Source organism: Rothia sp. P100, assembly GCF_023712425.1.
Lineage (GTDB): Bacteria > Actinomycetota > Actinomycetes > Actinomycetales > Micrococcaceae > Rothia > Rothia endophytica.
The window spans coordinates 775,158-796,124 of record NZ_JAMAYG010000001.1; the positions used below are offsets into that span (position 1 = coordinate 775,158).

Annotated in this window: 21 protein-coding genes; 8 read left to right on the forward strand and 13 right to left on the reverse strand. The window is 56.0% G+C overall.

Features of this window, described 5'->3' with window-relative positions; genetic code table 11:
• Positions 1–203: 203 nt before the first annotated feature.
• The 9 genes from M3668_RS03550 to M3668_RS03590 form a co-directional block, all read right to left on the reverse strand.
• Complete coding sequence (locus M3668_RS03550; protein ID WP_251379414.1) at positions 204–1,304, reverse strand: lipid II:glycine glycyltransferase FemX; 1,101 nt, start codon at positions 1,302–1,304, stop codon at positions 204–206.
• A gap of 354 nt (positions 1,305–1,658) precedes the next feature.
• Complete coding sequence (locus M3668_RS03555; RefSeq protein ID WP_204878018.1) at positions 1,659–1,937, reverse strand: HPr family phosphocarrier protein; 279 nt, start codon at positions 1,935–1,937, stop codon at positions 1,659–1,661.
• Positions 1,938–2,063: 126 nt separating this feature from the next.
• Positions 2,064–3,761, reverse strand: coding sequence for a phosphoenolpyruvate--protein phosphotransferase (gene ptsP, locus M3668_RS03560; RefSeq protein WP_251379415.1), 1,698 nt, complete (start codon positions 3,759–3,761; stop codon positions 2,064–2,066).
• 42 nt (positions 3,762–3,803) lie between these two features.
• Positions 3,804–5,798: a PTS fructose transporter subunit IIABC gene (locus M3668_RS03565; RefSeq protein ID WP_251379416.1), complete on the reverse strand. Its 1,995-nt coding sequence runs from the start codon at positions 5,796–5,798 to the stop codon at positions 3,804–3,806.
• Between the two features lie 117 nt (positions 5,799–5,915).
• Positions 5,916–6,878, reverse strand: coding sequence for a 1-phosphofructokinase family hexose kinase (locus tag M3668_RS03570; RefSeq protein ID WP_237202814.1), 963 nt, complete (start codon positions 6,876–6,878; stop codon positions 5,916–5,918).
• Positions 6,875–7,666, reverse strand: a complete 792-nt coding sequence (locus M3668_RS03575; protein ID WP_237202815.1) for a DeoR/GlpR family DNA-binding transcription regulator — start codon at positions 7,664–7,666, stop codon at positions 6,875–6,877. Before M3668_RS03575 ends, M3668_RS03570 begins: the two co-directional genes overlap by 4 nt.
• A 106-nt stretch (positions 7,667–7,772) precedes the next feature.
• Positions 7,773–8,222, reverse strand: a complete 450-nt coding sequence (locus M3668_RS03580) for a VanZ family protein (RefSeq protein ID WP_251379417.1) — start codon at positions 8,220–8,222, stop codon at positions 7,773–7,775.
• Complete coding sequence (locus M3668_RS03585; protein ID WP_251379418.1) at positions 8,223–8,807, reverse strand: histidine phosphatase family protein; 585 nt, start codon at positions 8,805–8,807, stop codon at positions 8,223–8,225.
• A gap of 38 nt (positions 8,808–8,845) precedes the next feature.
• Positions 8,846–9,388 (reverse strand): histidine phosphatase family protein, encoded by a 543-nt coding sequence (locus M3668_RS03590; protein ID WP_251379419.1) that lies wholly within the window; start codon positions 9,386–9,388, stop codon positions 8,846–8,848.
• A gap of 126 nt (positions 9,389–9,514) precedes the next feature.
• Between M3668_RS03590 and M3668_RS03595 the strand changes: the two genes are divergently transcribed.
• Entirely contained in the window at positions 9,515–10,222 is a 708-nt protein-coding gene (locus tag M3668_RS03595; RefSeq protein WP_251379420.1) for an HAD family hydrolase, read from the forward strand.
• Between the two features lie 42 nt (positions 10,223–10,264).
• A complete protein-coding gene (locus M3668_RS03600; protein ID WP_251379421.1) occupies positions 10,265–10,789 on the forward strand; it encodes a hypothetical protein in 525 nt (174 codons plus the stop codon).
• Between the two features lie 73 nt (positions 10,790–10,862).
• Here M3668_RS03600 and M3668_RS03605 read toward each other — a convergent pair whose 3' ends face one another.
• The 4 genes from M3668_RS03605 to M3668_RS03620 form a co-directional block, all read right to left on the reverse strand.
• A complete protein-coding gene (locus tag M3668_RS03605; RefSeq protein WP_251379422.1) occupies positions 10,863–11,561 on the reverse strand; it encodes a methionine ABC transporter permease in 699 nt (232 codons plus the stop codon).
• The gene (locus M3668_RS03610) at positions 11,561–12,619 is read right to left on the reverse strand and encodes a methionine ABC transporter ATP-binding protein (protein WP_251379423.1); all 1,059 of its coding nucleotides are present in this window, start codon (positions 12,617–12,619) and stop codon (positions 11,561–11,563) included. Before M3668_RS03610 ends, M3668_RS03605 begins: the two co-directional genes overlap by 1 nt.
• A gap of 135 nt (positions 12,620–12,754) precedes the next feature.
• Entirely contained in the window at positions 12,755–13,618 is an 864-nt protein-coding gene (locus M3668_RS03615; RefSeq protein ID WP_251379424.1) for a MetQ/NlpA family ABC transporter substrate-binding protein, read from the reverse strand.
• Between the two features lie 264 nt (positions 13,619–13,882).
• Positions 13,883–15,607, reverse strand: coding sequence for a long-chain-fatty-acid--CoA ligase (locus tag M3668_RS03620; protein ID WP_251379425.1), 1,725 nt, complete (start codon positions 15,605–15,607; stop codon positions 13,883–13,885).
• 46 nt (positions 15,608–15,653) lie between these two features.
• Here M3668_RS03620 and M3668_RS03625 point away from each other — a divergent pair, with 46 nt between their 5' ends.
• The 6 genes from M3668_RS03625 (at position 15,654) to M3668_RS03650 (ending at position 20,602) form a co-directional block, all read left to right on the forward strand.
• Positions 15,654–15,809, forward strand: a complete 156-nt coding sequence (locus M3668_RS03625; protein ID WP_251379426.1) for a hypothetical protein — start codon at positions 15,654–15,656, stop codon at positions 15,807–15,809.
• Entirely contained in the window at positions 15,802–16,443 is a 642-nt protein-coding gene (locus M3668_RS03630; protein WP_251379427.1) for a sugar O-acetyltransferase, read from the forward strand. Before M3668_RS03625 ends, M3668_RS03630 begins: the two co-directional genes overlap by 8 nt.
• Before the next feature lie 44 nt (positions 16,444–16,487).
• Positions 16,488–17,309: a hypothetical protein gene (locus tag M3668_RS03635; RefSeq protein WP_251379428.1), complete on the forward strand. Its 822-nt coding sequence runs from the start codon at positions 16,488–16,490 to the stop codon at positions 17,307–17,309.
• A gap of 185 nt (positions 17,310–17,494) precedes the next feature.
• Complete coding sequence (locus M3668_RS03640) at positions 17,495–18,208, forward strand: response regulator transcription factor (protein WP_251379429.1); 714 nt, start codon at positions 17,495–17,497, stop codon at positions 18,206–18,208.
• A 164-nt stretch (positions 18,209–18,372) separates the two neighbouring features.
• Complete coding sequence (locus M3668_RS03645) at positions 18,373–19,596, forward strand: ATP-binding protein (protein WP_251379430.1); 1,224 nt, start codon at positions 18,373–18,375, stop codon at positions 19,594–19,596.
• A complete protein-coding gene (locus M3668_RS03650) occupies positions 19,586–20,602 on the forward strand; it encodes a hypothetical protein (protein ID WP_251379431.1) in 1,017 nt (338 codons plus the stop codon). Before M3668_RS03645 ends, M3668_RS03650 begins: the two co-directional genes overlap by 11 nt.
• Positions 20,603–20,967 lie beyond the last annotated feature (365 nt).

A 20,967-nucleotide genomic window follows, 5' to 3' on the forward strand; every position in this document is an offset into this window, starting at 1 on the left:
CTGATTCGCTGATTACAGATTCGCCGCAGTGGCAGGGGGGGGTAAAGAGGCGCGTAGAGGGTCCCAGTGGGCTGAGGCCACGCTCGCACTCGCTGCTGACCTTCTTGCTCAGACTCGCGAGCTCGCACCGGCAATTCACGCCAGCTCCGAGCCAGCAGGCGAGCTACGAGCTTGTCTCAGCCCAAACCCTACTAAACCTCTCTTTAGTAGAAGGGCTGGCCGGTCTTGCGTACCCAGAGCTGACGCATGACCTTCTCAACCGAGGTGTTCCAGGCTTTGTACTTGACCGGTGAGATCACCTGGTCCCAGACACCCACATAGTCGATGACGTCCTTGGTGAAGGAGGTCTTGAAGAGGCCCAGACCGTAGTGGTGATGGTCCTTGTTCTTCAGCTGATCCTTGGGCGGGGTGCCACAGAAGTCGTAGCTGACGATGCCGTGTTCCTTCATGAGGTCGGTCAGAGCGGTCCACTGTACCTGGTGGGAGTCGCCGTACTGCTTGCGGCGGGGTTTGGAGCCGCCGTCCTTGTAGGTGCCCTTATCGCCGTAGTTAATGACGTATGCGCCCACGGAGGGTTCGCCGTCCTCATAGGTGAAGTAGAGGCGGCCCTGGCCGGCGTTGGCGAAGCTGGTCCAGAAGTCACGGTAGTAGTCGTAGGAACGCAGGTGGACCTTGGCGTTACCCTGCCCCACGGTGTCCATGAGAGCGTACATCTTCTTCATGTTCTCATCGGTCAGCTCTACTCGCTCGACTTTGCAGCCTTCGCGCAGGGAACGGCGCACCGCGTTACGGCCGCGGGATGAGAGAGATTTCAGAACGTCTTCTTCGCTCTTGTCGGTGGCGAGGATGGCGGTCGAATCGTTGGGCTGAATGTTCCAAGACTTCACCAGGCCACTCTTTGCCATGTAGGCGTTGATTTCATCGTTAGCGATGATGTCTGGCTCGATTTTGACGGCAAAAACGCCTAGCTTTTCGCGCTGGATGAATTCCTCGTTAGCTTCAAGGATTGCGGGGATTTCTTCAACACTGTTCACACCGGGGCCCTTGATCATGTACCAGATCTTGCCCAGGGCGGGCACGGCTTTCTCCAGGACCAGGTTGTAGCTGGCGAAGGGGGCAGGCTCACCGTTGATGATGGTGGTGCCTTCGTGGACGAGGTAGAGCGGCTTCCAGCCGTGCTTGGCTTTGACGGAGGCAAAGGAGGCAGACTGCAACAGGTTACCGCCACCGGGGCTAGCGGTAACGTGCTCGTCCCAGGCTGCGATTTCTGCTTCGGTGGCGAAGCGTGCTGTGAATTCTCGCAAGGTCCCTCTTTTTCTGTGGTGCGCGGTGGCGCATGAATTGGGTTTCAGCTTTACAGTCTATCGACTTAGCCCCCACCTATGCACCCTATCTCTACGTGAGATACGCCGGCACACCCGGCGTCCTGGGGTAGTCCAGTGCTCTGCCTGACCATAAAGGGCATAAAAATGGCTCCCACCGCACTAGACGGTGAGAGCCATGTAAGACTCCCAAGTCTTATCTACCTGGCGTCGATTAATCGGCGTCGTGATGAGTCAGAGAGTCACCGCGCGGTGACCTAAGAGCTGACGAATGTGGTGAGGTGAGCGGAGCGAACTGCCGCTACTGACCACCACAACGCACGGCTAAATCTCTACTTATTCGGCGTCGTGGTCAGTCTCAAGAATCTTGACCAGGGTTTCGAGTGCTTCATCAGCGCCTTCGCCCTCTGCACGCAGAACGACCTTGTCGCCGTGCTTGGCGCCCAGTGACATTAGTGAGAGGATTGACGCTGCGTCCATTGCCTCGTCTGCGGGTTCACCCTCAGCTGCGATGGTGACCTCAACGGGGAGGTCGCCTGCTGCTTCAGCGAAGATCGCTGCGGGACGTGCGTGCAAGCCTACGCGGCTTGCAATGGTGGCAATACGTTCTGCCATGGTGTTCTCCTTAGACGGGAAAGAAGGTGGATTGTTCTCCACTATTGAGTCTAGAACAGGGTAAACACGTTTTTGCGTGTTTACCGCTTGTTTCAGTGTGATTTATCGAAGAGCAAACAGTAGCTCTTAGAGACCTAGCTCATCAAGGATGGGCAGTTCGGAGCGGGCTGCAGCCTTAGCTTCTGCAGAGGAAATCTCTGACAGTGCCTTGACAGCAATCTGCTGGGCCTTCTCGCGTGTTACTGACTTGAGAACTGCTGATACAGCAGCCATCGCGCCAGCATTCATGGAAAGGGTGTCAACACCCAGACCGACCAGAACAACCGCCAGGGCAGGATCAGCTGCAGCTTCACCACAGACCGAGACGTACTTCTTGGTGCCAGCGGTGGTTGATGCGCGCTGAGCGCCTTCAACGGTCAGCTTGATCATCTTAAGGACGGCGGGCTGCCAGGGGTTGTTGAGGTGCGCCAGATCGCCCAGGAGACGGTCTGCTGCCATGGTGTACTGGGTCAGGTCGTTGGTACCGATAGACACGAAGTCAACTTCACCCAGAATCGCTTCAGCGTTAACGGCTGCTGCGGGGGTCTCAACCATGACACCGCGGGGCTTGAGGCCTACCTCATCCAGCATGTTCTTGAAGTTACGCGCTTCACTGGTGGTTGAGATCATGGGTGCCATGACCCAGATGTCAGCGTCTGAATCGTCAGATGCTGCCTTAATGGCTTCAAGCTGGCGGGTGAGGACGCCGGGAACGGTCCAGTCGGTGCGGAAACCGCGTACACCCAGAGCGGGGTTCTCTTCTTCTTTGGTGTTGAGGAAGGGCAGGGGCTTATCTGCGCCGGCGTCCAGGGTGCGGACTACGATGTGCTGGCCGGGGAAAGCGTCAAAGACTGCCTTGTAGCTGGCGGTCTGAGTTTCGACGGAAGGTTCTCTGTCGTGACCCAGGAAGCCGAACTCGGTGCGTAGCAGGCCAACGCCCTCTGCCTTAAGGCCGGCTGCCTTCTCAGCGCTCTTGCCGTCGCCGACGTTAGCGTAGAGGGGAACGGCGCTGCCGTCAGCCATCACACCGTGACCGTCGAAGTCGGGCAGTTCTTTACGATTGGCATACTTCTCTGCCAACTCGCGGTGAGCTTCGGTGACCTCGGTTTCAACAAGACCCGCGTTGGAGTCAACGTAGACCTCGGTACCCACTGGAATCTCGGTTACACCCTTAGCCGCAACGATAGCGGGCAGACCAAGACCGCGCGCCAGAATAGCGGTGTGTGCCTGGGGGCCGCCGTCGGAGGTAATCAGAGCGATAACCTGCTTGGGGTCCAGGGTAGCGGTATCGGCCGGTGCCAGGTCAATAGCTGCCAGGATGAAGGGCTCAGCAGAAACCGGAATGCCGGGTGCCTGCTGGCCGGTCAGCTCAGCAACGATGCGGGCGCGGACGTCGTGAATATCGGTGACGCGCTCTGCCATGTAGCCACCCAGGGCTGCCATCTGATCTGCAAATGAGGAGGCAGCTTCCCACACGGCCAGCTCAGGTGCCTTGTCCTGGGTCTCAACGAGCTTGATAGCGCTCTTGAGCAGGGCGCGGTCGGTTGCCATCTGAGAGGTTGACTTGAGCACTGCCTTGCCGTCGCGGCCAGCATGCTCAGCACGCTCCAGCAGACCGTTCTTAACGGCTTCTGCTGCTGCCTTGATACGTTCAGCAGCTGCCTCAGGTGTCTCATCGGGTGAGAGCTTCAAAGAGGTTGAAGGTGCCTTGATGGGATCAGGCATCTGGAGTACTTTGCCGATGACGCGTCCAGCGTAGACGCCAACACCGTTATAGGTGGTCATACGATTTCCTTTGTTAGACCTCAAAAGAGAGTGATTATGTGTTTATGCGGCGACGGGTTCTTCGGTCTTCTTTGATGAAAGAGACTTCAGAATGATGTATATGAAAGCTGACACTACCGTACCTGCAAGCGCTGCCACAAGGAACATTACGGGGTTGTCCACCAGGGCGATAATCCAGACGCCACCGTGCGGCGCGGGCGAAGCCACGCCACTGCCCATAGCGATAGCACCGGCAACCGCGGCACCCACCATAGAAGAGGGGATTACACGCAGCGGGTCAGCGGTAGCAAAGGGGATAGCGCCTTCTGAGATGAAGGATGCACCCAGCAGCCAGGCTGCCTTACCGTTTTCGCGTTCGGGGGCGGTGAAGAGCTTGGGGCGCAGGGCGGTTGCCAGCGCCATAGCGAGCGGGGGTACCATACCTGAGATGATGACTGTTGCCATGACTTCCTGGCTTGCCTGAGTACCGGATGCAAGGCCTGCAGTCGCAAAGAGGTAGGCTGCCTTATTGACGGGGCCGCCAAGGTCAAAGCCCATCATGGCACCTAGAATGAGGCCCAAAACGATAGCTGAGGTGCCGGTCATGCCGTTGAGCCAGTTCTCCAGTGAGGAGGTAACCCAGGCCAGGGGGCCGCCGAGCAGGAAGAACATGAGGCCACCGGCAAAGAGGGTAGCCACCAAAGGAGTAACCACCACAGGCATCATGGATGCCAACCAGCGGGGCAGCTTCAGCAGTGAGAGCCAGTAGGCACACAGACCGGCGAGCAGACCGGCAACGATACCGCCTAAGAAGCCCCCACCCACCAGAACAGCGACTGAACCGGCGATAAAGCCGGGAGCAATACCGGGGCGGGACGCCAGACCGTAAGCGATGAAGGCAGCAAGGATGGGAACCATAGCACCCAGACCAAAACCACCGATGGTGTGCAGGGCCGCACCCAGGTAGAGGCTGAGCGGGGTATCGCCCAGGTTGGTCAGTGAGGCACCTTCAAGGATGGCGGCGGGATCGACGTCACCCAGGTTAGGCATAGTGATTGCTTCAAGCATGAAGCCAATGGCAAGAATAATACCGCCAGCTGCCACGAAGGGAATCATGTAAGAGACACCGGTCATCAGTGCCTTGTAGATGCGTGAACCCCAAGAACCGTCCGTTGAAGCGGTCTCCTCTGAATCGGTAGCACCGGCAACCACTCGCTTACCTGAGGGGTTATCGGCCTCGCGCAGGGCTTCTTCAATCATGACCTTGGGCTCATCAATACCGCGCTTCACGGACGACTCGATGTAAGGCTTGCCGGCAAAACGCTCGCGTCCACGCACGGGCAGGGCAACGGCGAAGACCACAGCATCGGCTTCATCAATTTCAGCCTGAGTGAGCTTCTCTCCACCGGATGAGCCCTGGGGCTCAACCTTGAAGTCGTAGCCCATTTCTTCAGCGGCGTACTTAAGGCCGTCAGCTGCCATGTAAGTGTGAGCGATGCCGGTGGGGCAGTTGGTCACAGCCACAATCTTCTTGCGGGCGGGCTCTCCGGCAGCAGGAGCTGCCACTGAGGCGGCAGGAGCTGCAGCAGCAGGCTCAGCCTTCTCGCGCAAACCCAGTGCTTCTTCAACCAACACAACTACCTCATCGCGAGTCTTAGCTTCGCGCAAAGCGGTCGTAAAGCTCTTCTTCATGAGAGAGCGAGCCATCTTTGAAAGAATCTTCAGATGCGCCTCATCACCATCAGCGGGAGCTGCAATGAAGAAAATCAGGTCGGCCGCGCCGTCCTTAGCACCGAAGTCAACACCGGGTGCAGGGCGAGCCATCGCCAGGGTCGGTTCGGTAACGGCCTCGCTGCGGCAGTGCGGAATCGCAATGCCGCCGGGAATACCGGTGTCGGTCTTTTCTTCGCGCGCACGGGCCGCGGCGTAGAGGGTTTCAAAGTCGGTGGCCCGACCAGCGTTGACAACCGCCTGCGTCAGATGCTTAATAACATCAAAGCGGGAATCGCCTAGGTTCTCATCCAGGGTGATGAGATTCGCGGTGATAAGAGCAGACATGTGCTCCTCCTTGGGAGTCTAAAGATACTCAAAGCGCCAACCGCCCGTTTCCCACCTATGCGGGCACCTATCACGGGTTGAGGGCAGGTGTGTGGTTGATAGGTTAAAACTTATAGTTTAGAAATCCAACTGACGCAGGGTAACCGCGTCGGGAGTGGTGGATTCTAGAGTGGGCACCTGAGTTCCCGGCAGGGACGCCGCGGCGGAACCATGTGCAACCGCTTGCACCAGGCAGTCGGGCAGGGTCTTGCCCTGCTCGTGGGCAATCAGGAAGCCGGCCAGAGAGCAGTCGCCCGCACCTACGGTTGAACGAACCTTCACTGGGGCGTGCACTGCGTGCCATGCACCGTCCTTGGTCACCAGAACCGCGCCGTTACCACCCAGGGTTGCCAGCACCATCTCGACACCGCGGTCTACCAGTTCCTTGGCGGTGCGGGCGGTCAGTTCGGGGCTATCTTCTAGCTCATCTGCCATCTCAAGTTTGCCTACCAGTTCAGCCAGTTCTTCTGAGTTGGGCTTGATGAGATTAGGCATGCCGTCTAGGCCAACCAGCGCATCGCGCAGGGCTACACCTGAGGTGTCCACAGCGATACGGGGAGCTTTTTCACCCAGGGATTCACGGATGGAGCGCCCCACCACGGCGTAGTAGTCACCGGGGACGCCAGCGGGCAGGGAGCCTGCCAGCACCAGCCAGCTGGCATCAATGGTTTCTTTAATCATCAGACGGGTCAGCTGCTGCTGGGCAACATCGTTCAGAGGTTCACCCGGAGCGTTGATCTTGGTGGTGGTGCCATCAGGCTCAACCACGGTGATGTTTGAACGGATAGGGCTGCCGATGGGCATGTTTACGAAGGGAACCTCGGCCTCTTTGAGGCTGGCCAGCACGGGGTCTTCGTTATCTCCGGGCAACACAGCTATAGTCTCAAAGCCAGAGATAGTGAGCGCACGAGCGATATTGACGCCCTTGCCGCCGGGATCGGACGCCGCGGCCACGGCGCGCTGCACGGCACCGCGCTTGATCTCGTGTTCAAGTTCAACGGTGCGGTCCATACTGGGGTTAGCGGTTAGTGTGACGATCATGCGATCAGTACCTCTACGTTAGATTCTTCAAGCGCCTCAGCAAGCTTGCCCTCGGGCGCGCTGTCGGTGATAAGCGTGTCTACATCTTCAAGCCCGGCGAAGCGCACCAGGGATTCCTGGCCAAACTTGGCAGAGTCACAGAGAAGCACTACACGGCGGGCAGACTTAACGATGGCAGTTTTAACGATTGCCTCGTTAAGACCTGGGGTGCTGAGGCCGAACTCGGGGTCCAGGCCATTGACACCAATGAAAGCGATATCGGGGCGGATGGTCGCAAAGTGGTCAGCCGCCCGAGTGCCTACAGCGGCCCAGGTCATCTTGCGCAACTGCCCACCCACCATATCGAGCACGATACCATCAGCCTCAGCCAGCTTCACCGCGATGTGAAGGGCGTGAGTGATAATCAGACGGTCAGCACCAGATTTGAGGGAGAAGTCGCTAGCAGCAATACGGTCTGCCAAGATTTCGATGGTCGTACCTGCGTCCAGCACCACGGCCCCGGCATCCGAATCGCGCAAGAGCTCGTAGGCTCGCATAGCGATTTTTTGCTTTTCGGGGGTATTCATATTTTGGCGCAGGGCGATGGAGGATTCTACCGAGGTCGACTGCTCAACCGTCACCGCGCCGCCGTGTACTCGGCGCAACTTACCATCGGCTTCAAGCGCTGCTAGGTCACGGCGGACAGTTTCCATCGTGACTTCGTAGCGGCGAGCCAGGTCAGCGCCATTGACACGGCGGGCAGAGGCTACGAGCTTCGCAATCTCGGCACGTCGTTCTTCAGCGAACATGTGTTCATCACCTTAAAAATTTGGTTTGGGGGTAAACCCTATGCACAGTTGATTTTATGTGGGTTTGGTTGGGTACGTCAATGTTCAAAGACCTGGAAGCGTTGTATTACACGCATTCCTTGAGGGTTTGCGTGGGTTTCAAGACAACATGTAAAACCACTAAACCCACAACCCAACCGATAGCACAACCCAGGGAGTTAGCTAGCACGTCCAGCAGTGAACTGGTTCGCCCGGGCATAAAGTGCTGGGTAGTTTCAATGAAAAGGGTAGCGCCCAGACCGCCCAGAGGCACCAACCAGGAGCGAGTAGGGCGCAGAAGTAAGGTAAAGAGCAAGCCGCCGGGCACAAATATCAGCACGTTGGAGAGCCATTCCACCTGGGCGTAGCCGAACCAGCGGGGTAAGAGCCCTGAACCGTAACCGGTATGTAGAAGTTCTTGCAGAACGCGGCTGGGCTCCCCCGCGTCAACGTGCACTGGCCAGAATACAATCACAGCAATGGTGAGCAGGTAGCAGGCTAGAGCCGCCCACCCCAGCAGTGTGAAAGGTGATCGCACCTAGGGTTTGCCCCTCAACAGTGGTTCATGATCAACTGACCAGGACGCCAGCCCCGGCAGATGTACCTGGAAAGGTTCTGCGTTGGCGACCGTGCCAAATTCCTCACCCTGCGTAGCTGAAAGAGCCCGCCGAATGAGGGAACCGTGAGAAACAGCGATGACCCGTTGATTCGGGTAATCACTAACAATTTTGCGCAGAGTCTCAATGCCGCGCAGGTAGACAGATCGCTCCGATTCGACTCCCGCATAAAAGGCATCGGGGGTGCGGCGGGCTTCTTCTGAGATATCTAGCCCTTCCGCTTCACCATAGCTGCGCTCTACCAACCCATCGTAGGTAGCGCTGACCGTGAGACCGAAATCTGCGGCAATAATCTGAGCTGTCTCTAAAGCCCGGCTTAGCGGGGAGGCAACGACCACGTCATAGCTGAGACCACGCGCTTTGAGGGCAGCGGCGGTATCGTGCGCCTGCTGACGCCCCACATCATTGAGGGGGATATCGGAGGAGCCCTGCATCAGACACTGCTTGTTCCAGTCAGTCTGGCCGTGACGGATAAGGGTAAGGGAGCCGGTGTTATGCGTAGTCATAGAGTTCTTTCTGGGCGGTTGATCAGCGACAAAGCAGTTTAGGCAGAGAGGTGTACAGGCAATTCAATGACTGCACCATTCACCGGAATGAGCAGTTCACCGCCAGTGCGGGCCTGCAAGGTGGCGCCAATCAGCATGCCGTGAGCAACCACAATGATGTTCTGTTGCGGGTAGTCAGCTTCGACCTGCCTTAGGGCGTCATCGGTGCGTGCCAGAAAGTCTGCCATGGGTTCTATATCCAGGGTTTCCGCCACTACGGCCGCCCAAATCGCAGGGTTAGATTTGGTGCCCTCGAGGCTTCTGAAGGACCGCTCAGCCAGTCCGGCATAGACTCCACCGATCTCTAGGCTCAGAGCATTGGCAATAATCTGCCCGGTTTCTACCGCTCGGCTCAGCGGGGAGGTGACCACCGCGTCCCAGGTGAAGCTCTCACCGCGGTCCTCAGCAAAGGTGCGCAGGTTATGAGCTGCTTCCAGAGCCTGGCCCCGCCCAGTGTCGTTGAGCGGGATATCGGTGGCACCCTGCAGGCGGCGGTCGATGTTCCAGTCAGTCTGGCCGTGTCTGATAAGTACGATAGGCATAGGCTCCATTATTCCAGCACTCTCTCTACCCTGCTGAGTAGAGCCACTGTTAGCTTACTCTAGGCAGTCTATGCCTGCTGCGTAATATCGTGCCCGGGGTAAGGGCTCTTATGAGAGCATTAAGATATGTTTTCTCTTGATACCACTGATACCTGGGCACCCCACTGCGCTGTCTTTGACTGCGATGGCGTGCTGCTTGACTCAGAAACTCTTTGGAACGACGTCCAAATTGAGCTCTTTGACCATTACGACGTGACCGTGACCAAAGAGCTCGAAACATCACTGATCGGTTCGGCAGCAGAAGACTTGGCTAAGGTCATTGCCCACCTTTCACCCCAGGCACAAGGCAAAGAAAACTTCTATGATCAGGTGCTCGCCCATGTGAAATCCACTGAGTTAGAGATTCTGGACCGCGGGGTTGTACCCATCCCGGGCGCTCTTGACTTCATCAAGAAACTAGCGGCTCATATTCCCGTAGCGGTTGCTTCTAATTCATCTGGGGAATTACTGGCCGTGAAAATGCAGAAATTTGGCTATGCAGATATCGTAACCACCTGGGTATCTTCCAGCGATGTGCCCTCACCCAAACCATCACCCGATATCTACCTTGAAGCAGTACGCCGTTTAGGATTTAGCCCCGAACAAGCTCTGACGGTAGAAGATTCCGTCACGGGCATGATGGCAGCAACCGGCGCAGGCACTCGCTGTCTGATTTTTACTCCCGAGACACCGGAACAAAAAGAACTCCTAGCGGCGGGAATCGGGCGCTTTGACTCTTTCAAGGACGCAGAACTTCTCGCCCAGGTAGACCGCTGGCTCGCCAGCAAAGCATAGCTAGCAGGTTATATAGACTAGCCAAAGACAGGGAGGGCAACGATGCCTGAAGAATCTGAGCGCGATCAATCGCGTTTTGGTAAGCGCCTTGAGGATCTCAGTGAGGACGAGCGCGCCTATTACAGGGACTTCCTGCCGCCCTCTCCTACTCCTACCACCAGTACCGCTGATGATCCGGTCGGGCAGCGCTCTGCTCGGAAACCCAGGAAGCCGCTGAGCCGCTGGTTCTGGTTTCCGCATACTCTGACCGGGCTTGCCCTCATCACGGCTCTAGCCAGTTTTACGGTGGTGCCCGCTGTTTACTCTGACGTGTCGCCGGAGCTTCGCCGCAACTATGTAATTATGTGGGCTGAGCTTGCCTTCTTCTTCCTACTCTTCGCAGCTCTGCTCTACGGTATCTTCACACTGGCCCGCTTCACCGACCACGATGATGAGGACGACGACCGGCTGGTACGCCCCACCGACTATGCCGAGCGTCTCTACGAAAAAGACATAGCCCGGACGCAGAAGAACTTACCCGACTCCGGTTTCTACGACTCATCCTGGGTCAGCGGTAAGAAAGACTAACCACCAACAAAAGGCCGGTCTCCTCAGAAGAGAGACCGGCCTTAGACGTGCGGGGCAAGCCCACCTGCTCTGACTAGCGGCGCATGACCTTGCGGGCCAGCATGTTGCCCACCAGCTGGATGAGCTGCACCAGAATGATAATGACGGCAACGACGCTCCAGGTGATGATCTCGTTGAAGCGCTGGTAGCCGTCCACCAGAGCCACCTTGCCCAGGCCACCGCCGCCGATGTAGCCTGCCATAGCAGACATATCGACCACGCCAATGACCAAGAAAGTGTAGCCCAGAATCAGCGGCCCGAGTGCTTCGGGGATCATAACGGTGAAGAGGATGCGCATTTTGGATGCGCCCATAGCGCGGGCTGCTTCAATCACGCCGGGGTCAATAGAGACCATGTTCTGCTCAACGATGCGGGCAATAGCAAAGGTCGCGCCGAAGACCATGGCAAAGATAGCCGCATTAGCACCCAGCCTAGTACCAACGACCATGGAGGTCAGCGGGCCCAGAGCAGCCAACAAAATGATAAAGGGGATAGGGCGAACGATGTTCACCACGACATTAAGCACGATGTTAACGAAGCGATTGGCCAGGATGTTGCCCTGGCGGGTGGTGTAGAGCAAAAGCCCCACCACCAGGCCCAGGAAACCGGCAATGAGCATGGTGAAGGACACCATGTAGAGGGTTTCACCCAGGGCGGGGACCAGTTTATCGGGCATAAAAGAGGCCCAGTCGACCGAATTAGCCGCCAGCAGTTTACCTTCGCTCGTGTACATTAGCGTACCTCCTGCACGCGGGTTACGGTTTTGAGTTCAGCAACCGCGGCATCAATGCTGATGACATCGCCGATTAGTTCCAGGGTGAGATTACCGTAGCTCTTACCCTGTAGGGTTTCTAGACCACCTTGCACAATGTTGAAGGAAACATTGCGGGATCCCAGGTAAGAGAGCACTTTGCCGATGCTGGTGTTCCCCTCGGTGATCTCGATGTTGACCAGATAGCCGCGGTGGCGTTCTTTAAGTTCAGCAGCTTCGCCACCAACGGGAGTAGTTTTGACGGCCGTACCCACAAAGCGCTTAGCAGTGGCAGTCTGGGGGTTAGAGAAAACATCGTAAACATTGCCGCTCTCTACGACCTTGCCCAGCTCCATAACTGCCACGCGGTCTGCAATGTTTGAGACGACGTCCATTTCGTGGGTAATCACGATGACGGTGATACCCAGCTCGTGATTGACCTTTTTGAGTAAATCCAGCACCTCAGCGGTGGTTTCTGGGTCGAGGGCACTGGTGGATTCGTCTGCTAAGAGCAGGGAAGGTGAGGTGGCCAAGGCACGGGCAATCCCCACGCGCTGTTTCTGACCGCCTGATAACTGATCGGGGTAGTTCTTTGCCTTATCAGCAAGACCGACGAACTCCAGTAGCTCGGTGACGCGCGCAGCGCGTTTGTTCTTATCCCAGCCAGCTACCTTGAGCGGGAACTCAACGTTACCGGCTACAGTGCGTGAGTTCATCAGGTTGAACTGCTGAAAAATCATGCCAATGTTGGTACGGGCTTCACGCAGCTGGGATTCGCGTTTACCGGCAACCTCAAACCCGTTGACGGTGAGGGAGCCACTAGTAATGGATTCAAGCCCATTGATGAGGCGCACCAGCGTGGATTTACCGGCACCGGAATAGCCGATGATGGCAAAGATTTCGCCGCGGTTGATGGTCAAATCGACGTGATCAACGGCGGTAACAGTTTTCTTGCCTACGCGGAATTCTTTGGTGACGTTCGACAGGACGACCATGGGTTCAGCTGCCGAACGTGACGATACAATGTGGTCTTCGGTCATGGTTTCTCTTCAGTAGGTAGGAGCATCTTGGTACTAAAGCCTTGGATGCCGGTCAAGCAAACGCAGCGGTAGCCTAGTTGGGCTACCGCTGCGGCTGCGTGGCGAGCTAACTCAAAGCGACAGTCTCGAGGCGTTTTAGCCGCGCAGCTTGTCTTCCAGAGTTGCCAGAGTTGAGCGCAGCTCTTCGACGTCGATATCTACCTCAACGGCGGTACCCTGAGTCTCTTCTTGCACAGCCTGCAGCACAGCATCGGTGTGGAAGATTTCAACAATCTTCTTGTAGGTCTCATTATCAGCGTCATCAGCCTGAGCTACGAAGAGGTTGACGTAGGGGCGGGCGCTTTCGTTGGCGGGGTCATCCTGAGCCAGCGCGTTCTTGGGGTCAAGACCCGCGTCCATGAGGAAGTCGTTATTGATCACTGAAGCATCGACCGATTCCATTGAAATCACGGTCTGAGTAGCGTCAACCGGGGTGACCTTGACCTTGGACGCAGCTGAATCTACATCGTCAATGGTGGGGGTATCAACTTCGCTGGTGAAGCTAACCAGGCCGTTAGCTTCCAGCAGTTTCAGTGCGCGGGCCTCATTGACAGTGTCATTGGGGATTGCAACTTCGGCGCCGTCAGGCAAATCGCTAATTGAGGTGTGAGTGGTGGAGAACATGGCCATGGGGTAGATGACGGTGGGACCAACAATTTGCAGGTTGTCATCGTTCTTGACGTTGTAGTCAGAGAGGTAAGCAATGTGCTGGAACCAGTTCATGTCGATATCCCCGGCATTGAGGGCAGGGTTGGGCTGGCTGTAGTCACTGAACTCAACAAGTTCTACATTAATGCCTTCTTCAGCAGCAACTTCGACTAGTTTCTTGTTGGAATCACTGGAACCGACTACACCGATGCGAACCGTTTCGTCGCTAGATGATGCTGAGTCAGATGAGCCGCAGGCTGCAAGACCGAATGCTAGGGGTACGAGAGCCAAAGAGGCAACAAATTTCTTCACGGCTATGAATCTTTCTGCTGGGAAGTATATGAGGTGCGGCCACGCTCAGCGTCTAATGTCTTTAAGGTGCGGAGGTGGTCCCTAATGTCCGCCGCTGCTGCGGCGTCTTTTCCATTAGACCATTAGAGAGCTACCGCACCCCTATCTGACCTACTTTTGCGGTCTATTTCACGCCTTAGTGCGCAACATAAAGTTACCTAGTAACACGAGGTAACATTTAGTGGTTTTGCACGATGGGCGGCCGCGGTAGCCCTGAAGTCATATCTAGTGTTTTCCATCCAGTCTTGCTTCGATGTTTTCGCGCACCTTGCGGCGCAGGGTTTTCCCCAGCATTGAGCGAGGTAGATCCTCGACCTCGTAGTAATTACGGGGCACTTTGTAACGGGTGAGGCGGGCACGGCAGTGCTCTTTGAGTTCTTCGGGTTCAATAGCGTAGCCCTCAGCAGGAATAATGACCGCGGTTACGGTTTCTCCGCCAGAGGCATCGGGCAGGCCCACCACAGCGCAGTCAGCCACCGAGTCATGCTGTTTGAGTACATTTTCAACCTCGGTCGGTGAAACATTGAAGCCGCCAGTAATAATGACTTCTTTGATACGGTCAACGATTTGGATGAAGTAATCCTCATCGAGTTTCACGATATCCCCGGTGCGAAGCCAGCCACCTTCAACCAGGGTATTACTAGTATCTTCGGCGCGCTTCCAGTAGCCCTTGAAGACCTGCGGACCGCGCACCCAAAGTTCGCCTTCGTCTCCGTGGGGGACGCCCTCAAGAGTGTCGGGGTCTACCACCCGGATGTCAGTGGAAGGGAAGGGTATGCCGATGGAACCGGCACGGCGGCTGTCGTTGAGCGGGTTGCAGGAAACTAAGGGGGCGCATTCAGTCAGACCGTAGCCTTCCACCAGCATGCCGCCGGTAGCTTCTTCCCATTCAGCAACCAAATCGGTGGGCAGGTGCATGGCCCCTGAAACCGACGTGCGGATGCCGCGCAGAGAGACGCCGCGTTTCTTGGCTTCATCTAGAATACGGCGGTAGACCGGCGGCACCGCGGGCAGGACGGTGGGCGGGGTCTTCTTCATTGCCCTGAAAATGAGATCCATGTCGACGGTGGGAAAGAGCACCACACGGGCGTGGCAGACAGCGGCTACCGTCTGGCCCAAAGTCATACCGTAGGCGTGGAAGAGCGGGAGTACCGCATAGATAACGTCGCCGCCTTGGGGCTGAATGTAGGCTTCGCCCATGCGTCCGTTGGATTCCAGATTGCGGTGGGTGAGCATAACCCCCTTGGGCAAGCCCGTGGTACCTGAGGTGTATTGCAGCAGGGCCAAGTCGTGGGCGGTGGGGCGGTGATGGTCAGCGGCAATAGGCTCGTTTTTGAGCAACTGACGCCAGGAAGTTGTACCCTTAGCTACGCCCTCCAGCTTCTCGCGGGAGGCTTTGAGCTTACCTACCGGCAATTTCAGGGCGGTACGCATCAGACGAGGCATCTCTTCAATCATGTTGACCGCGAAGATGTGCTTGGGCCGAATATCGCTGGGCAGAGAGGTGACGTTATCTGCGATTTTGTCCCAGACAATAGCTGCCTTAGCGCCGTGGTCTTCGAACATGTGGCGCAGCTCAGCAGCGGTGTAGAGAGGATTATGCTCGACCACCACAGCGCCCAGACGCATGATGGCGTAAAAAGCGACCATATGTTGCGGACAGTTAGGGAGGACGACGGCCACCCGGTCGCCGTGTTGGATACCGGCTTTGCGTAGGCCCTCAGCTACCCGCAAAACCTTCTCTCCCAGTTCACCGTAGGTGGTGGTGGCGCCGAAAAATTCTAGGGCAATCTTCTGGGGGTGCTCACGCACTGCATCTGCCATCAGGTGGCTGAGGGATGTCTCTGGTAGTTCTACATTGCCGGGGGTGCCGGGGCTGTAGTTCTTTTGCCAGGGACGGTGGGCGAGCGGAAAATCGTTGCTCTGGTATGAATTTTCGACTGTTTGCATACACACGATTGTGCCACAGCACCTTTATTACTGACATACTGGGGGTATGGCTCGTAGACGAAAAGAAGACATCAGCCCCGAGGAGTTTAGGGAGCTGATGCGTGAAATTAACAAGCGCATGATTATTGCCGGCCTCATTGTGATTACGGCTGGTCTACTCATCATCGGCGCTCTTGCTCTCTGGGGAGGTCCCAATGGTTAATTGGCAACAAAAACGAGAAGGCAAAAGCGTCTTTGAACAGATGACGGCAGGTTATGCCTACCGGCCCGATGATGAGTGCATTGACCTTCACAGGAGAGTAACTCAGCTAACTCAGGTCTACGCTCAGCAATACTACGCCTCAGATCCCATGATGACTGAAACACTCAATGAGATGGTGGGGTCCCTGGGCGAGGGATCAATGATCCGCCCCGCTGTCTCTTTCGATTACGGCGTCAATACCCACATTGGAGCTGGTTGCTTCTTCAATTTTGGTTGTATCTTTTTGGACGTAGCCCCCATTACTTTTAATGATGGTGTGCTCGTTGGGCCTAATGTTCAATTTCTGACACCCACCCACCCTCTTAACCCGGTAGATCGTGCGGCACTGTGGGAGGGTGGTTTACCCATCACTGTAGGCCGCAACGTCTGGATCGGTGGAGGCGCGATTATCCTCCCGGGAGTCACAATCGGTGAGAACGCTGTGATTGGCGCTGGAGCCGTGGTGTCTAAAGATATCCCAGCCAACGCCGTAGCGGTGGGCAACCCCGCCAAGGTGGTGCGGTATGTGGCTGAGGATGAGCGCCCTACCGACCCCAACCATCAATATAGCCCGCAGGCTCTGCGCCTCGCTTAGTCCTTCCTGTATCCTCAACCTATCTAGCAGAAAGAGTCTCGAGGATGTCCCAAGATTCTAACCGTCCCTCTCCTAACAGTTCCAGCGACTGGGAGGCAGTATTCAACGACGCTGATCCCACCCGAGTGCTCCCACCCTACTCATCAGAGCACGGTGCTAACGCAAGCAGCCCGCAAGCTGCCGATTCATCGGTCTCAGCGGTGCGTTATCAACCCGAACTTGCCCCTTCTGCTGCGGAGTACTCTGCACCTGCTGCCCCTACCGAGGTGCGGAGTTCGGGCTCAGCTCAGAGGGCAGCCTACAGCACGGTCGAGGCACCAGCTCGTCGCAAAGGCAAATTGACCCCCTACCGAAGAGTTCAGTTCATCCCAGCTTTCCTGGGTGCTCTTGTTGCTCACGGCATGCTCACCCTGCTCTTTCAGTTGGCAGCCCCTCTTTTAGTGGCTGCTGGGCTGAAAAGCTATGACACCCCAACCCTTGTAGCTCTCGACCTTTTCAACGCCGATGCTAGAGCGGCAGCCCTTCCCTGGGCCATCTTCCTTGGGATTTGCTACGTATTTGCTTTCCTTGCAGCAGGCTATACAGCTGCACGTATGAGCGGGGTAGCTCCGGCAAAACAAGCTCTAGGGGTCCTCATGATGACCTTGTTGGGCATACTACTGGGCTCAGCCATCGCTTGGCTAGCATCCCTAGCAAACGTAGATGTGCAGCCGTCTTTCGCCGGCCATCTTTTCATGGAGCAAGACTTTGCACCTGGGCTACTTACCCTACTCAGTGTGCTAGCTATCGCTTTCTTCGCAGCCTTGATGGGGGCCTTGATGGGCCCGTCCTACCACCGCAAATTAGAGAATAGCTGGAGCGAATAAATCATAAATGGTGCCCTAGGGGACACCAGCCCTTCACACTATAGTTCCCAAAATGGGTCGCCGCTATTTTTGCCTGTAAAATATTTCAAGAGTAAAGAATAGAGAAGATGGCCCCAGTGACACCAATACACGGCGGAGCTAGGGGTGAGGCTGTCAGAGACACATCACAAACGAAGTAGGTAAGTATGAGCGTAGTACGGGTAGGAATTGTAGATGACCACGAGGTTGTCCGTGAGGGCATGCGAGCGGTCGCCTCCGGAGCCAGCGAAATTGAACTAGTGGCTGCAGCTCCCACCGCCGCTGACCTTCTGGTAGCTCTGGGCAGAAACCTTCATGACCCGTCGTCGGCTGATTTGGGTAAACTCAAAAGGGACTGCGATGTCGTGCTTCTTGACCTTTCTCTACAGGATCGTTCACGTCCCAGCGAGAACGTAGACATCCTTCAGCGCGCTGGCATCAAGGTTCTTATTTTTAGTATTGGTGAGAACCCCGGCTTGATTCGTGAAGCGCTGAAAGCAGGTGCTTTAGGACTGGTTCGAAAGTCCGAGCCGTTAGAGCACGCTCTGGCTGAAGCAAAAAATATTGCCGACGGTAGAGCCGTGGTAACCAAAGAACTAGCAGCAGCTATCGATGGTGATCCAGAGTTCTCCCGGGCCAGCCTCTCCCCCCGCGAGCAGGAAACCTTGCGTCTCTACGCTTCCGGTTTTGCCCAGGTTCAGGTAGCCCGCCGCATGGGCATTAAGCAGTCTGCTGTGAAAACCAACATTGACCGTATCCGCGAAAAGTACGCCCGTGTGGGCCGGCCCGCCCCCACCAAGATTGATTTGCGCATCCGCGCTATCGAAGATGGTTTGGTTGATTCTATGGAAGATACTCAGAGCGCCCAGCGGTACCTTTAAGGCACCACCCACTTCCGCCCTCCCTACAGCAAGGAAACGCCCTGTCTACCTCTACCGGTGGTGCTTCTCGGGATTTAACCCGTGCTCTTCAGCCATCCCGAGTCGAGCGCATACGTTCCTTCTTTCTCAAGCCCCTGTCACTAACCTCTGACCACAAAAGTCTCATGGGGCCTAGTTCTTTCGGGCTCTACTGCTCCCTGGAAATCATCTATGCTCTGATCGCTACCGCCCTTGTCTTCCAATCCTTAGCGAATATCTCAGGGGCGTACGGGCGAGACTCTCATTGGTATCTCTTCCTCATCCCTGTCACCCTAGCTCATGGTGCCCTCCTGATTTTCAACGGAGTGCGCAAAGAAATTAGCGCTAAAGCGGTGAGTTTTATGCTGATTATTGCCTACAGCGCCTATATAACCTGGCCCTTTAGCGAAGGAGCCCAACTATCGGCTATCCCCTGGTCCTGGCTTTTTGGGACCTACGCCATGCTTGTTCCTGCCTTTGAAGAGACCTCTCGAGGCAGTTATCTTCACAGCTTCGCCATTCCCTCGTCCCTCATTGCCAGTTCCTTCGCCGCCCACTGGGTCACCGGCGCCCCCCTAGATTACGCAGGCCTCGCCAGCCGCGTAGCCTTTCTAGGGTTCTTTTGTGCCCTGCTCGCCGGGTTTGCTCGCTTTGCTCTCAACGCTGTGAGGGAATCAGACAAAACCTACTACGAAACTCTCTCAGCCCAGCTTCTGCTCAATCGGTCGAGGGATTACGCCAAGGCCCTACAGGATTTTGACAAACTGGTTCACGATAACGTTATGGCCGCTCTGCTCGATGCCAGCCGGAACTTAGGTGAACTACCTCAACGCACCCGCCTTTTAGCCCGCCGCGCAATCGCTGTGCTTGAAGAAGAAACTCTTAAGCTCCCACCTCAGCAGCCCATCACCTTCCAGCAACTCACCGAGCAAATAGCAGAAGGAGTGGAACCGTGGAACCAGCGCTTAAGATTCGTGCCGGATGTCCTTGGGAAGCACCCCCAAGCGTCCTCTGACTCAACAATGCCCTACGCTACCGCCAGATCCTTCACCTATGCAGTGACCGAGGCAGTGTCTAATTCAGCCCGCCATTCAGGGACTCGCACCACCTTTATCAGTATTCGAACCGAAATGAGGCGCCCTTTTAGGTCCACCCGATCCGATGAAGTGCGCCCCTATATTCTCTGCACCATCGCAGATAAGGGTCAAGGTTTTTCGATGAGTGACCTAGATTTTCACCGCTTGGGTGTGAGGGTATCAATGCTACGCAGCATGGAAGAAGCCGGCGGTAAGGTCACTATCAATTCAGCGCCAAATAAGGGAACCACGGTTGTGGTGCAGTGGCCCAATGAGGAATCCAATGCTGGCTAAGTATTACCAACCCAGTGTGCTGTTGAAGGTCTTTGTTGCGGGTAGCTTACTCATACTCACTGCCTTCGCTATCTGGTATAACTTTTACACAGTCATTACAGCCCCGCACTGGGGGGCTGTCCTAGGGGTCTACGTCCTGGCGATCTGCCCTATTTTTCTTCCCACCCACCGACTAGAGCTTCCTGAGTATCTCCCCCCACTCACCGTGGTCCTGGGGCTTTCCAGTGTGGAGATGACCCTAACCGCTATCAGTCACTGCCTGACGTTCTTGCATCTTTCTTGGCCGCTGATGGCCTACACGGCACTAGCTTTGGGGCTCATTTTACGGCGCCGCAGTTTCTATGGGTGGCTTTTCTTCATCGGTTTCAGCATCCTGGTTCTGAGCAAGCATACCCGCTACTTCGATTCCCGGCTCATGCTGGCTACCGAGTTTATTATTCCCGTCTTGCTGATGCTCATCGCCATGATAGTCCCTCGGCAAATTGAGCAGGCAAATTCTAAGACCCAGCAGGCACGCGGTATGCGAATTATCGCTGATGCTGACCGTGCTGAAAAGACCGGCATAGGAGTGGTGTCGTCCCAGCGCGTTCAAGAGGTTCGAGCACTCACCGAAGACATGCTCTACCGCATCGCCTATAACCAAAGCCCGGTAACACAGGACGAGTTGGACAGTTTTAGGTTCGCTGAAGCTCAGCTGCGCGATACGATTCGCGGGCGATATATCGTTAATCGACAGATTTTGGATACAGCGTGGCTTGCACGCCAGCGCGGAGTCAAAGTCGATATCTTGGACGAACGAGGCTCCAGCCTTCCTGGCAGAGTGGCCTCTGCCCTAACCCACTGCGCCGTTGATCTGTTTGAGAATGCTTCAAGCGGGACCATTACCATTCGGGCCTTCCCCAGTGATGACCCGTGCGCCGTCATGCTAGTGCACGATGGTAACTCTGAGGACGATGAACCAAGCGCAATCGAGATTTCCCAAACAGGTGACATCGAACGGTTCTAGACACACCTTTTTGGTTTCCGCATAAATAAAATTTCATCACTTTACCCCTCAGAAAATTCTTAAAAGCAACGCACCTGTTTTTCCTATAACCTTGATTTTCCGCGGGTTTTCGGGGCGTCTAAACTTGTAAAGGAAACTTTTGTCAGCACATATGAGGACAAATAGAGATTCAATAAGTGGGATATGATGAAAGTGGTTCATGGGTGGTATTGAGTCGGGGGACTCAAAGCACCGGCGACGTTGGGGGACTGACCCGGAGCGTTACCCACCCAAGAACCCAACCAGGTATCTTGTGAGGATTGATGAAAGGTTTGATCCTACGTCCCGCATTTCTAGGGAGATGATGCGGGATTCTTAACACTCTT

Bases quoted from the DNA above. Each gene is read 5' to 3' on its own strand.
- M3668_RS03555 (WP_204878018.1), bottom strand. From the start codon at position 1,937: ATGGCAGAACGTATTGCCACCATTGCAAGCCGCGTAGGCTTGCACGCA.
- ptsP (WP_251379415.1), bottom strand. From the start codon at position 3,761: ATGACCACCTATAACGGTGTTGGCGTCTACGCTGGACGCGTCATCGGC.
- M3668_RS03565 (WP_251379416.1), bottom strand. From the start codon at position 5,798: ATGTCTGCTCTTATCACCGCGAATCTCATCACCCTGGATGAGAACCTA.
- M3668_RS03570 (WP_237202814.1), bottom strand. From the start codon at position 6,878: ATGATCGTCACACTAACCGCTAACCCCAGTATGGACCGCACCGTTGAA.
- M3668_RS03575 (WP_237202815.1), bottom strand. From the start codon at position 7,666: ATGTTCGCTGAAGAACGACGTGCCGAGATTGCGAAGCTCGTAGCCTCT.
- M3668_RS03585 (WP_251379418.1), bottom strand. From the start codon at position 8,807: ATGACTACGCATAACACCGGCTCCCTTACCCTTATCCGTCACGGCCAG.
- M3668_RS03590 (WP_251379419.1), bottom strand. From the start codon at position 9,388: ATGCCTATCGTACTTATCAGACACGGCCAGACTGACTGGAACATCGAC.
- M3668_RS03595 (WP_251379420.1), top strand. From the start codon at position 9,515: ATGTTTTCTCTTGATACCACTGATACCTGGGCACCCCACTGCGCTGTC.
- M3668_RS03600 (WP_251379421.1), top strand. From the start codon at position 10,265: ATGCCTGAAGAATCTGAGCGCGATCAATCGCGTTTTGGTAAGCGCCTT.
- M3668_RS03605 (WP_251379422.1), bottom strand. From the start codon at position 11,561: ATGTACACGAGCGAAGGTAAACTGCTGGCGGCTAATTCGGTCGACTGG.
- M3668_RS03610 (WP_251379423.1), bottom strand. From the start codon at position 12,619: ATGACCGAAGACCACATTGTATCGTCACGTTCGGCAGCTGAACCCATG.
- M3668_RS03620 (WP_251379425.1), bottom strand. From the start codon at position 15,607: ATGCAAACAGTCGAAAATTCATACCAGAGCAACGATTTTCCGCTCGCC.
- M3668_RS03625 (WP_251379426.1), top strand. From the start codon at position 15,654: ATGGCTCGTAGACGAAAAGAAGACATCAGCCCCGAGGAGTTTAGGGAG.
- M3668_RS03630 (WP_251379427.1), top strand. From the start codon at position 15,802: ATGGTTAATTGGCAACAAAAACGAGAAGGCAAAAGCGTCTTTGAACAG.
- M3668_RS03635 (WP_251379428.1), top strand. From the start codon at position 16,488: ATGTCCCAAGATTCTAACCGTCCCTCTCCTAACAGTTCCAGCGACTGG.
- M3668_RS03640 (WP_251379429.1), top strand. From the start codon at position 17,495: ATGAGCGTAGTACGGGTAGGAATTGTAGATGACCACGAGGTTGTCCGT.
- M3668_RS03645 (WP_251379430.1), top strand. From the start codon at position 18,373: ATGGGGCCTAGTTCTTTCGGGCTCTACTGCTCCCTGGAAATCATCTAT.
- M3668_RS03650 (WP_251379431.1), top strand. From the start codon at position 19,586: ATGCTGGCTAAGTATTACCAACCCAGTGTGCTGTTGAAGGTCTTTGTT.